The 11,408-nt window shown below is 67.2% G+C and carries 12 protein-coding genes; 4 read left to right on the plus strand and 8 right to left on the minus strand.

The window, feature by feature from the left end; genetic code table 11:
- Positions 1-47 precede the first annotated feature (47 nt).
- Entirely contained in the window at positions 48-461 is a 414-nt protein-coding gene (locus H074_RS23060) for a VOC family protein (RefSeq protein WP_007032474.1), read from the plus strand.
- Here H074_RS23060 and H074_RS23065 read toward each other — a convergent pair.
- From H074_RS23065 to H074_RS23080, 4 genes are all read right to left on the minus strand, one after another.
- Positions 458-1,129: a DedA family protein gene (locus H074_RS23065; RefSeq protein WP_007032475.1), complete on the minus strand. Its 672-nt coding sequence runs from the start codon at positions 1,127-1,129 to the stop codon at positions 458-460. The genes H074_RS23060 and H074_RS23065 overlap by 4 nt on opposite strands.
- Before the next feature lie 147 nt (positions 1,130-1,276).
- The gene (locus tag H074_RS23070) at positions 1,277-3,544 is read right to left on the minus strand and encodes an MFS transporter (protein WP_007032476.1); all 2,268 of its coding nucleotides are present in this window, start codon (positions 3,542-3,544) and stop codon (positions 1,277-1,279) included.
- A gap of 4 nt (positions 3,545-3,548) precedes the next feature.
- Positions 3,549-4,067, minus strand: a complete 519-nt coding sequence (locus H074_RS23075) for a MarR family winged helix-turn-helix transcriptional regulator (RefSeq protein ID WP_039923168.1) — start codon at positions 4,065-4,067, stop codon at positions 3,549-3,551.
- Between the two features lie 207 nt (positions 4,068-4,274).
- Positions 4,275-4,817 (minus strand): TetR/AcrR family transcriptional regulator, encoded by a 543-nt coding sequence (locus H074_RS23080; RefSeq protein ID WP_007032478.1) that lies wholly within the window; start codon positions 4,815-4,817, stop codon positions 4,275-4,277.
- Positions 4,818-4,905: 88 nt separating this feature from the next.
- On the opposite strand from H074_RS23080, the gene H074_RS23085 reads away from it, so the two are divergent.
- Together H074_RS23085 and H074_RS23090 are read left to right on the plus strand one after the other, a co-directional pair.
- Complete coding sequence (locus H074_RS23085; protein WP_007032479.1) at positions 4,906-6,390, plus strand: MFS transporter; 1,485 nt, start codon at positions 4,906-4,908, stop codon at positions 6,388-6,390.
- A gap of 19 nt (positions 6,391-6,409) precedes the next feature.
- Complete coding sequence (locus tag H074_RS23090) at positions 6,410-7,798, plus strand: FAD-binding oxidoreductase (RefSeq protein ID WP_007032480.1); 1,389 nt, start codon at positions 6,410-6,412, stop codon at positions 7,796-7,798.
- Positions 7,799-7,870: 72 nt separating this feature from the next.
- Here the strand turns inward: H074_RS23090 and H074_RS23095 are convergent, their stop codons facing one another.
- The 4 genes from H074_RS23095 to H074_RS23110 all read right to left on the minus strand — a co-directional run bounded on the left by H074_RS23095 (position 7,871) and on the right by H074_RS23110 (position 10,955).
- Positions 7,871-8,593, minus strand: coding sequence for a DedA family protein (locus tag H074_RS23095; RefSeq protein ID WP_007032481.1), 723 nt, complete (start codon positions 8,591-8,593; stop codon positions 7,871-7,873).
- Between the two features lie 54 nt (positions 8,594-8,647).
- Entirely contained in the window at positions 8,648-9,058 is a 411-nt protein-coding gene (locus tag H074_RS23100) for a hypothetical protein (RefSeq protein ID WP_007032482.1), read from the minus strand.
- Between the two features lie 18 nt (positions 9,059-9,076).
- A complete protein-coding gene (gene nagA / locus H074_RS23105; protein WP_007032483.1) occupies positions 9,077-10,288 on the minus strand; it encodes an N-acetylglucosamine-6-phosphate deacetylase in 1,212 nt (403 codons plus the stop codon).
- Positions 10,289-10,379: 91 nt separating this feature from the next.
- Positions 10,380-10,955 (minus strand): SigE family RNA polymerase sigma factor, encoded by a 576-nt coding sequence (locus H074_RS23110; RefSeq protein ID WP_007032484.1) that lies wholly within the window; start codon positions 10,953-10,955, stop codon positions 10,380-10,382.
- 164 nt (positions 10,956-11,119) lie between these two features.
- On the opposite strand from H074_RS23110, the gene H074_RS23115 reads away from it, so the two are divergent.
- Positions 11,120-11,404, plus strand: a complete 285-nt coding sequence (locus H074_RS23115) for a YciI family protein (RefSeq protein WP_007032485.1) — start codon at positions 11,120-11,122, stop codon at positions 11,402-11,404.
- Positions 11,405-11,408 lie beyond the last annotated feature (4 nt).

Below are 11,408 nucleotides of genomic sequence, written 5' to 3' on the forward strand. Positions count from 1 at the left end.
CACCCTGGTGGCGTCCCCAAGCTTCTTGATCAGGACGGTCATCCCCGATGTCCAAGCTCATGTCTGTGCACCACCTGGCACTCACCGTGACCGATGTGGATCGGAGCGTGCCCTGGTACGCCCGAGTTCTCGAACTCGAGGAGTTCACGCGTCGCGAAGACCCGGAGACGGGCCTGCGGAAGGTCGTGCTCAGGTCGCCGAGCGAGGGTTTCGCGGTAGTGCTCGTCGAACACCAGGACACCGAGCGGCCGCGGTTCGACGAACGGCGGACAGGTCTGGACCATGTGGCGTTCAAGGTCTCTTCGCGGTCGGAACTGGCCGAGTGGGAAGCGCGGCTCTCGGAATACGGCGTCGTCCACTCGCCGTCGAAGGAATCGCGGACCCTGGAAGGCTCGTCGGTCCTCGTGTTCCGTGACCCCGACGGGATCCAGTTGGAGATCTGGGCGGACCCGGAGGTCTAGGTGGTCGCGCGGTCATCGACCTCTTCGGCGGGGCGTCGCATCTCCTGGCGGTAGCGGATCACGCCGTAGGCCGTACCCACCACGAAGAACGCGACGCTGACCCAGAGCGCGACAGTCTTGACCCACGGAAGCTGGTCCAGCAGACCGGCGCCGTAGTAGCCGAGCAGCACCAGCGTCGGCACCCAGAGCAGGCCTCCGAGCGCGGTCGCGAGCGCGAACCGGCGCGGATCCATCCGCGCTGTGCCCGCGATGAGCGGCGCCAGCGTGCGGATCCACGGGATCCAGCGCGCGGCGACGATGGCGAAGAAGCCCCTGCGATCCAGGAACGCCCTGGCGCGGTCGAGGTTGTGCCGGTTCAGCACCTTGCCGCCCCGCCGGGCGATCAGTTTCGTGCCCGTTCCCCGGCCGATGTAATAACCCACCTGGTTGCCGAGGATCGCGACGAGCAGCGCGGCGGCCGACAGCAGCCACGCGTTCAGGTCCGAGCCGTGCTGCGCGAGGACGACCCCGGCCGCGAACAGCAGGGAATCGCCGGGCAGGAACAGCCCGATGATCAGCGCGCACTCCACGAAGATGAAGCTCAGCACGATCACCCAGACGAGCACCGGTCCGGCGGTGTCGAGCCAGCTCACGCCGATGCCCGCGGCCTCGGTGTACACCACACTCACGACGCGAGCCTACGTGTACTCGGCGAACCGCACTTCACCGAACGGTGGAATCGGGGTGTCCTCACCGTCCCTGTCACGCGCCCCACAAGCGCGATGAAGGGGCCTTTCATCGCAAAATTTGCGATGAAAGGCCCCTTCATCTCAGCTTCAGGAGTGCTCGACGAGCTCGTCGAGCGCCTGGTCGTAGCTCAGCCGGACGTCGTGTTCGGCCTGGTCGCCGCCCAGCAGTTCCACCCGGCTGGTCGCGGGCGGGTAACCGCTGGCGATCACCGTGTAGGTCCCGGCGGGCAGGTCACTGACCGTGTAGTTGCCCTCCGCGTCGGTCCTCGCCACGGCGGCGACGCCGCCCGAGGAGTCGAGCACGGTGATCCGCGCGTCCGGCACCACCCGGTCCCCATCGGTGCGGGCGACCCCGCTCAGCAGGATCGTGCTGACCAGTTCGACGTCGTGGCGCAGCGTCCCGGCGCCGGTGGCGGTCAGCGTCGCCGCGACCGGCCGGAACCAGCGACCGCTGGCGACGATCGTGTACCGCCCGCCCACGATGCCGGCGAACGAGTAGACGCCGTTCTCGTTCGTGTGCGTCCTGGCCACCTGATTGCCGTTGTGGTCGATCAGGGTCAGCGCCGCACCCGCGACGTTCGTGGCGTCGTCCCGGCGGACGTGCCCGCCGATCTGCGTGGATCCGGCCCGGTACACGCCGTTCCCGTTGGCCAGCGCGTGCTTGCCGGGCTCGACGGGCGCGGTCACGACCGTCTTCTCGGAGGCCGTTTCGGCAGGCGCGGCGTCCTCTTCATCGAGGAGCGCCTCTCCGCCTTCGAGAGCCGAAGCCGCCGAAGGAGCCGAGCCGCCGAGCAGCGGGATCTCCTTCATGAACATCAGGACCAGCGTCGCCAGCAGCGCGACCGCGCCCGCCACGTAGAACACCGTGGTGATCGACTCGGTGAAGCCGATCAGGACCGGGGTCTTGATGGCCTCGGGCAGTGCGGCGATACCGCTCGTGTTCGACTGCAGATCACCCAGCGCCGCGGCACCGGGGCCGGTGGGCGCGTTGCCGCCGAACGCCTTGGTGATGTTGCCCGGCAGGACGTTGAACAGGATCGTCAGGAACACCGCGACACCCGCGGTACCACCGATCTGCCGGAAGAACGTCGCCGAAGCGGTCGAGACACCCATGTCGCTGCGCGGGCCCGCGTTCTGCACCGCGATGATCAGCGTCTGCATGCAGGCACCGAGGCCGAGACCGATGATCGCGGCCGCGACCAGCGGGTGCCACAGCGCGCTGTTGTACTCGACCTGCGCGAAGAAGAACGCGCCCGCCGCGATCAGCAGCGTGCCGACCACCGGGAACACCTTGTAGCGACCGGTCTTGCTGGTGATCTGGCCCGAGATGATCGAACCACTCATGATGCCCGCCATCAGCGGGATCATCAGCAGACCCGACTCGGTCGGCGAGAACTCCTGAACGACCTGCATGTACTGCGGGATCATCATGATCGCGCCGAACATCGCCACACCGACGATGACACCGCCGACGATCGCGACCGTGAAGGTCGAGTTCTTGAACAGCCGCAGCGGGATCAGCGCCGCGTCCTTCATCAGCTTCTCGATGAAGATGAAGGCGACCACGCCGATGGCGCCGATGATGTAGCAGACGATCGCGTTCTGCGAGTCCCAGCCCCACTTGTTGCCCTGCTCGGCGACGATCAGGAACGGCACCACGGCGACGACGAGCGCGAGCCCGCCCCACCAGTCGATCTTGTGGTCGTGTCGCTGGTGCGGCACGTTGAGCACGCGGGCGACGACGAACAGCGCGACGATCGCGATCGGCACGTTGATCAGGAAGACCCAGCGCCAGCCGGCGATGTCGTAGCCGAAGACGCTGCCGAGCTTGTCGAAGTCGGCGAAGAACCCGCCGAGCACCGGGCCGAGCACGGTGGAAATACCGAACACGGCCAGGAAGTAGCCCTGGTAGCGAGCACGTTCCCGCGGCGGCACGATGTCGCCCATGATCGTCATCGCCAGCGACATCAAGCCGCCGGCGCCGAGGCCCTGGATCGCGCGGAACGCGGCGAGCTCGTACATCGACGTCGCGAATGCCGAGGCGACCGAACCGACCAGGAAGATCGAGATCGCGGTGATGTAGAACGGCTTGCGCCCGTAGATGTCGGACAGCTTGCCGTAGATCGGGGTGACGATCGTCGACGTGATCAGGTAGGCCGTGGTGATCCAGGCCTGCAGGTCGAACCCGTTGAGGTCATTCGCGATGCGGACGATCGAGGTACCCACGATCGTCTGGTCGAGCGCCGCCAGGAACATGCCCGACATCAGGCCGATCAGGATCGTGACGATCTGTCGGTGACTGAGCCGGGGACCGTCTTCGTGGACGGCGGGTGGACTTTCTACGGTGGAACTCATGGCTTCAGGCCCCCTTGGCCTTCGACGACGACGCGGGATCGGCGAACTGTGGAGATGTTTTTTCGATGTCGTTGTTCAGCCGTCGGAACAGCGAGTTGAGGGTTTCCCGGTCGGAGTCGGACCAATCGCCGAGTACCTCGGCGAGCCACTGGTTCCGCTGCTTGCGGTTCTCCTCGAACACCCGAAGTCCTTCGGCGGTCGGTGCGAGCAGGCAGGCGCGGCCGTCTTCGGGGTCGGCCAGGCGCTCGACCAGCCCGTGCTGGACGAGAGAACTCGACTGCCTGCTGATGGTCGAGATCTCTGAGTGCAGGAACTCGGCGAGCTTGCTGGTCCGCTGGGGACCGACGTGGATGAGGCAGAAGAGGATCGCGTACGCGGCCCGCTCGATACCGTCCGGCCCCTGCTTGGACACCTGGGACTTCGCCCGGTTGACCAGGCGCACGAGCCGCACGAGCTCATGCCCGAGGGTGTCGGCCAGATCGAGGTCGGACTTCGACCTGGTGCCGGGTGTCGTGGGTGTCATGGTGGTCTCTCTCGCCGGTTGCTTGGTCACTGCAACTAGTTGCCTAGAGCAAGGATGTGCCTCTGGGGGGAGCTTCGCAAGAAGAAAGTGACGTTGTGTGTCGGATGACACTTTAGTTGCCGCATGCAAGCACATTTATTCGTGCATGTTTGTCCGGTTCGCCCGTCTTAGGGCGCTGAGCTGCGCTTATCTCGCGCAAGTAGGTGACTAATTGCGTGAGGGATCGTGCTGGATCCGGGCCGTGATCTCGTCCATCCGGTCCAGCAGGTAGCTCGGGTCCTCGCCACCGAGCGCGGCCCGCAGGTAGAGCCCGTCGCCCACCAGGATGACCAGCTCCGCGGTCAGTGGATCGTCGACGTGCTCGCTGATCATGTCGTGGACCTTCTGATTGCAGACCCGCACGACTTCGGCGACGCGCGGCTCGTTCAGCAGGATGCGGATCGTCGCCATGGTCGTGCGGTGCAGCGGCTTGCGCATCGTGACATCGGTGATCGCGGTGCGCAGGTAGTACGGCACGACCCCTTCGGGTGCTCGCCGCGCCTGCGCCATGTCCTCGTCCGAGAGCCGGACGAGCCGCTCCATCAGGCCGTCGACCAGGGCGTCCTTGGAGCCGAAGTGGTAGAGCAGGCCGCCCTTCGACACTCCGGCGCGGGCGGCGACGGCTTCCAGGGTGACCCCGCCGGGGCCCTGTTCGATGAGTATCTCCTCGTACGAGTCGAGGATGTGTTCCTTCGCCGAGGTCTTCGCCATGTCAGTTGACTATACCGTCTGGACGGTTTACCTTCGGTCAGGGCGGTAACTGTACCGTCCAGACGGTTTAGCTTAAGGAGAGTGCGCCATGGCGGGGCGCAAGCAGTGGTGGGCGTTGGCGGTACTGGTGCTTCCGGTGCTGCTGATCAGCGTGGACATGACGGTGCTGGGGTTCGCGCTGCCGTTCCTGTCCGAGGATCTGGCGCCCACCGGTGCGGAGCAGCTGTGGATCGTCGACATCTACTCGTTCATGCTGGCGGGCCTGCTGGTCCTGATGGGCACGCTCGGTGACCGCATCGGCCGTCGCAAGCTGCTGCTCATGGGTGCCGCGGCGTTCGGTGCCGCGTCGGTGCTCGCGGCCTTCTCGACCAGCGCGTTCATGCTGATCATCGCCAGGGCGCTGCTCGGGATCGGCGGCGCGACGCTGATGCCGTCGACGCTGTCGCTGATCCGCAGCATCTTCACCGACCCCAAGCGGCGCCGGGTCGCGATCGCGGTGTGGAGCGCCGGCTTCTCCGGTGGGATGGCGGTCGGACCGGTGCTGGGCGGCTGGCTGCTGGAGCACTTCTGGTGGGGTTCGGTGTTCCTCATCAACGTCCCGGTGATGCTGGTGCTGTTGATCGCCGGACCGTTCGTGCTGCCGGAGGCGCGTGACCCGAAGCCGGGCCGCTTCGACCCGCTCTCGGCGCTCCTGTCACTGGCCGCGATGCTGCCGGTGGTCTACGGCATCAAGCTGGTCGCCGAACACGGCTTCACGGTGAAGGCCGCGGTCAGCGTCCTGATCGGTCTCGCGCTCGGCGTCGTGTTCGTCCGCAGGCAGAACCGTCTCGACGAGCCGATGCTGGACCTGAAGCTGTTCTCGAACCGGGCCTTCAGTGGTTCGGTCGTGACGAACATGCTCGGCGTGTTCGCCATGGTCGGCCTGCTGTTCCTGGTGCCGCAGTACCTGCAGCTGGTGCTCGGGCTGACCCCGGTCGTCGCCGCGCTGTGGATGCTCCCGGCGACGGTCGCCGGTGTCGCCGGCGCGCTCCTCGCGGCCTGGCTCGCGAAGCGGATCCGGGTTTCCTTGCTGGTCAGCGGTGGTCTCCTGGTCGCGGCGATCGGCTTCCTGGCGCTGACCCAGGTATCGTCCGGCGGCGGGCTCGCGTATGTCGTGGTGTCGTTCACGTTGCTCGGGGGAGGTGTGTCCCTGTCGGAAACGTTGACGAACGACCTGGTCATCTCGGCCGCTCCGGCCGAACGCGCCGGGGCAGCTTCGGCGATCTCCGAGACCGGGTTCGAGCTGGGCGGCGCGCTCGGCACGGCCATCCTCGGCAGTGTCGCGACCGCGGTCTACCGTTCGGGTCTGCCGGAGGGGACGGCCGAGTCCGCCCGCGACACGCTCGGCGGCGCCGTCGCGACAGCGCAGCACCTCGACCCGGCCGCGGGACAGGCGCTCCTGGAATCGGCTCGCGAGGCCTTCACCCAAGGGGTGCACGTCACCGCATGGGCGGGTGTGGCCGTGCTCGCCTATACAGGTGTTCAGGCCTTCATTCTGCTCGATCGGAAAAAAAGTTCCGCAGTGCGGATCTAATCGAGCTTACGATGAGGGTATGAGCAACCATGCCCTGGTCACCCGGCTCCGCGAGCATCTCGGCGACGCCGCGGTGCTCACCGACGCCGGCGTCACGGACGCCTACTCGCGCGACATGATGCCGCTGGCCGCCAGCGGCAAACCCCTCGCGGTGGTGCTGCCGTCCGACGTGGAAGGTGTGCAGGCCGTGGTCAAGGCCTGCGCGGAGTTCGAGGTGCCGATCGTGCCCCGCGGCGCCGGCAGCGGTCTGTCCGGCGCCGCGAACGCGATCGACGGCTGTGTCGTGCTGGTGCTGACCAAACTCGACCGGATCGTCGAGATCGACGAGGGCAACCGGCTCGCCGTCGTGCAACCCGGCGTGGTGAACCTCGATTTCCGGAACGCGGTGGAGAAGCACGGCCTGTTCTATCCGCCGGACCCGTCCAGCTACGACTGGTGCACCATCGGCGGGAACCTGTCCACCAACGCCGGCGGGCTGTGCTGCGTGAAGTACGGCGTCACCACGGATTCCGTGCTGGGACTGGAAGTCGTGCTCGCCGACGGCTCGGTGCTGAAGACCGGGCGCCGCACGGTGAAGGGTGTCGCGGGTTACGACCTCGCGCGGCTCTTCGTCGGCAGTGAGGGCACGCTCGGCGTGATCACGCAGGCGACCGTCGCGCTGAAACCGTTGCCACAGCTGCCTTCCACGCTTGTGGCCGCCTTCAACAGCACGGAGGCCGCGGGCGAGGCCGTCGCGCGAGTCGTGCGTGAAGGACTGGTGCCGTCGCTGATGGAGATCATGGACGCGACGTCGATCAAGGCCGCCGAGGCCTACCTCAAGACCGACCTCGGCACGAGTTCGGACTGCAAAGCCTTGCTGCTCGCGCAATCCGACTCCGGCGGCGAGGTCGCGCGCCGGGAACTCGCGGTGCTCGAACAGATCTGCGTCGATTGCGGTGCGGATCTGGCCTATGCCACCGAAGATCTCGAAGAGGGCAAGATGCTGCTGCAGGCGCGGCGGGTCGTGCTCACCGCGCTGGAGATGTACGGCGTCTGGCTGACCGACGACGTCTGTGTGCCGCGGACGCGTATCGCCGAGCTGATCGCCGGTTGCGAGCGGATCAGCGAAGAGGTGGGGTTGCGTATCGCCGTCGTCGGCCACGCCGGTGACGGCAACATGCACCCCACGATCGTCTACGCGCCCGATTCCGAGGAGGAGTTCGCCCGCGCGAGGACGGCCTTCGACGCGATCCTCGACGTCAGCCTGTCGCTGGGCGGGACGGTCACCGGCGAGCACGGCATCGGCCGGATCAAACGGGAGTGGCTCGCCAAGGAGATCGGCGAAGTCGGCATTCGCGTGCACCGGCAGATCAAGCAGGCTCTGGACCCGGGGAACCTCTTCAACCCGGGCTCGATGTTCTCCCTCTGACGCAATTCGGCACCTGGTTGCGATCCTTGCGCGCGCAAGGAACGCAACCAGGTGCCGAATCGCGAAGGTGGGTCAGTCGCGGATGCGCGGGATCTGCTGCGTGATGTCCTCGGCGGTGTCGGTGACGATGCCGGTCGCGGTGGCCCCGTGCTTCTTCTCGCGGCGCGACTTCAGGTACTCGATCACGATCGGCACCACCGACACCAGCACGATCAGGATGAAGATCGCGTCGATGTTCTTCTCGATGAAGGTGACGCCGCCGAGCAGATGGCCGAGCGCGGTGATCCCGGCGGCCCACAGGATGCCGCCGATGACGGTGTAGGTGAAGTACTTCTTCGGGTCCATCTTGCCGATGCCGGCGATCCAGGTGATGAACGTCCGCACGAACGGCACGAACCGCGCCAGCACGACCGCCTTCGGCCCGTGCTTCTCCAGGAACGCGTGGGTCTGGTCGACGTACTTCTTGTTGAAGAACTTCGAATCCGGCTTGCGGAACAGCCAGGGCCCGATCTTCCAGCCGAGGCCGTAACCGAGCATGTTGCCGATCAGCGCGGCGAGCGTGACCAGCACGCACACCAGCCAGAGCGGGGCCTTGATCGAGCCGTTGGCGATGAGCAGGCCCGCGGTGAACAGCAGGGAGTCGCCGGGCAGCACCGGGAAGACACTGCTCTCGATGAAGATGATCAGGCAGAGGATGGTGATGACCGGGACGGTCAGCCCGCTCAGCAGGATCTTCGGGTCCAGCCACTCGGGCAGGAGGCCCATCGTCGTCACGGTGTTCTGCGCCAGGATCACACCAAAACGGTACAGGGTGACGCTGAGTGCCCTGACCCGGCGGGAGAGGGCGGCTCAGATCAGCGTGAGCAGCCCGATCACCGAACCGGCGGCGAGCCCCAGCAGCACAGCCAGCAGCAACACCCAGTACGCGGGCAAGGGAGGGCTGCCCGGCGAAGGTGCTGGAGGCGGTGTCGGACGCTCCGCCAGCCTGGCTGTTTCCGCGTCCTCCAGCGCGACGCGCTCCCGTTCGAGCGAGTCGGCGCCGGCACCGGAGAGCAACCCGTACTGCAGCGGCAGTTCGTGTTCTCCCGCAGATGGCGCGGGAGCTTCCGAGTCACGCTGCGTATCCGAATTGCCTTGTGTGTCCGTTTCGGCCGGTTTGTTGGCGGTCGTCTCGGAGATCCGCTCCGCCGAAGGGGCGAAGACGGCCTGAGCGCGCAGGGCGTCGGCTAGGAGTTTCTCCGGGTCCTTCGGCTCGCTCATTCGGGACTCCTTTCGCCGCTATCCGTCGCTGATCGACACGCCGCCTTCGACCGCGCCGCTCAGCGGGGCCGTGGCGCTCAATGTAGCCGCAGCGTCGTCCTTGACCCATTCGCCCTGGCGCAGCACCTTGACCGGTCGCAGGTCGCGGTCGAGCACGACGACATCGGCGGCGAGTCCGGCGCGGAGCGATCCGGTCCGGTCGGCGATACCGAGCAGTTCGGCGGGGCGTCCGGAAGTCGCACGGACGGCGTCGAGCAGGTCGATGCCCGCGCCGCGCACGAGGTTGCGGAAGGCCGCGTCCATGGTCAGCGTGCTGCCCGCCAGCGAGCCGTTCCCGGCCAGGGTGGCGACGCCGTCACGGACGTCGACCTCGAGGCGGCCGAGGATGTAGCTGCCGTCGGCGGCGTCGGTGGCCGACATGGCGTCGGTGATGAGCACCGTCCGGCCCTTGCCCGCGTGGTGCGCGGCCAGCCGCAGCACGGTCGGGTGCACGTGGACGAGGTCGCAGATCAGCTCGACGGTGATGCGCTCGTCGTCGAGAAGGGCGCCGATCGGGCCCGGTTCGCGGTGGTGAAGGGGCCGCATGGCGTTGAAGAGGTGCGTCGCGACGGAGGCGCCCGCGTCGATCGCGGGGATGATCTGGTCCTCGACGCCGTCGGTGTGCCCGATGGCGGCGATGACGCCGGATTCGGCCAGTTGCCGGACCGCCTTGACCCCGCCGTGCAGTTCGGGGGCGAGGGTGACCATCCGGATGTCGCCGCGGCCCGCGCCGAGCAGCGCGTTGACCGTCGCCGTGTCCGGCTCGATCAGCGTCGCCGGGTCGTGCGCCCCGCACCGCGCCTTCGAGATGAAGGGTCCTTCAAGGTGAATTCCGGCAAGTTCACCCTCTTGGACCAGCTCACGCAGCGCCGCGATCTGGTCCCTGAGCACCGGGATGGGGTCCGAGACCAGACTGCCGAGCATGGTCGTGGTCCCGTGCCGCCGGTGCGCGCGGACCGCGCGGAACAGTTCCTCGGGGTTGGCGCTGGAGAACGATCCGCCCCCACCGCCGTGGCAGTGGGTGTCGACGAAGCCGGGCACGACCAGGCACCCGTCGACGTTGACGTAGTCGGCACTGCCGATGTCCGGGGGTGTCCCGGAACCGACTTGGACGATCTTGCCGCCGGCGATAGCCAGCCAGCCGTCGTCGAGTACACGGTCCGGGGCGACGACCCGGCCGCCCACGATCACGAAATCTCCGGCGCCTCTCACGCCCCCCAGCATATATTGGTCTGGACCAAGCATGGCGGCACAACCCAGCGGTCGAGATGAAGGCCGGACATCAGTTCGGTGACTGCATCGCTTTCTGCAGTGCCTCGAGTGCCCGGCTGGCGGTTGACTTCACGGTACCTTTCGAAATGCCGGCGGCCTCAGAGATCTCGGCCTCACTCAGCCCACCGTAGTAACGGAGTACCAGAACTTCACGCTGGCGAGGGGGCAGTTTGGACAAAGCGCTCACAACGGCCTGATGTTCACTCGACAGCATGGCGAGGCTTTCGGCCGAACGCGCGTTGACGGCGTGCGGTGCGACGTACTCGCGGGCGGTCTTGCGGCGGCGCAGCACACTGCGTGATCCGTTGACCACGGCGGTGCGCAGGTAACCGACGGCCGCGGCGGCGTCGCGCAGGCGTCCCCAGTTGCGGTGCAGCCCGGTGAAGGCCTCCTGGACGACGTCCTCGGCGGTCGCGGGTTCGTCCACGAGCAGGATGGCCAGCCGGACGAGCCGCATCCGGTGCTGGCGATAGAGATCCTCAAGGGTCAGCGGTGCCGCAGGCGGCGGTGGCGTGACCGGTCCGTCCATGGTGCGCAAGTGGCCGAGGGTCGCCTCGACACTGCGTTCCGCATTGCCCTCGAGCATGTACCCCTACCTGTTCATTTACCCCTTTGAAGCACAACCTGTGCGTGGCGCCAGGTCAGCGTATCGGGTGGGGCCGGGCTCCTGCCTGATCGGATCCTGAGAACGCCTTCCGGCGTCGGCTAGCGTCTACCACCGACCCGTTCGCAGCGATCTTGGAGACGTCGATGGCCTGGTTCCTGGTGGAGATCCGGTACGTGCAGGAAAAGCTGGAGGACGTGCGCCCCAGGCACCGGAAGTTCCTCTCCGACCTCGCCGAACAGGGTGTCGTCGCGCTCGGCGGCCCACTGGGCGACGGCTCCGGCGGCATCTCGATGTACCAGGCGGCCGACGAGGCGGCGCTGCTCGAGATCATCGACCAGGATCCGTACCACCTCGAAGGTGTCGTCGCGGAGCGGACCGTGCGCGAGTTCAAGCCGGTGATCGGCGCCTGGCTGCCGAAGGACGCCTGAGCCG

It is taken from the genome of Amycolatopsis decaplanina DSM 44594, assembly GCF_000342005.1.
Classification (GTDB): Bacteria; Actinomycetota; Actinomycetes; order Mycobacteriales; family Pseudonocardiaceae; genus Amycolatopsis; species Amycolatopsis decaplanina.

Coding starts and splice junctions, on each gene's coding strand:
- H074_RS23060 (WP_007032474.1), top strand. CDS start 48: ATGTCCAAGCTCATGTCTGTGCACCACCTGGCACTCACCGTGACCGAT.
- H074_RS23070 (WP_007032476.1), bottom strand. CDS start 3,544: ATGAGTTCCACCGTAGAAAGTCCACCCGCCGTCCACGAAGACGGTCCC.
- H074_RS23075 (WP_039923168.1), bottom strand. CDS start 4,067: ATGACACCCACGACACCCGGCACCAGGTCGAAGTCCGACCTCGATCTG.
- H074_RS23080 (WP_007032478.1), bottom strand. CDS start 4,817: ATGGCGAAGACCTCGGCGAAGGAACACATCCTCGACTCGTACGAGGAG.
- H074_RS23085 (WP_007032479.1), top strand. CDS start 4,906: ATGGCGGGGCGCAAGCAGTGGTGGGCGTTGGCGGTACTGGTGCTTCCG.
- H074_RS23090 (WP_007032480.1), top strand. CDS start 6,410: ATGAGCAACCATGCCCTGGTCACCCGGCTCCGCGAGCATCTCGGCGAC.
- H074_RS23100 (WP_007032482.1), bottom strand. CDS start 9,058: ATGAGCGAGCCGAAGGACCCGGAGAAACTCCTAGCCGACGCCCTGCGC.
- H074_RS23110 (WP_007032484.1), bottom strand. CDS start 10,955: ATGCTCGAGGGCAATGCGGAACGCAGTGTCGAGGCGACCCTCGGCCAC.
- H074_RS23115 (WP_007032485.1), top strand. CDS start 11,120: ATGGCCTGGTTCCTGGTGGAGATCCGGTACGTGCAGGAAAAGCTGGAG.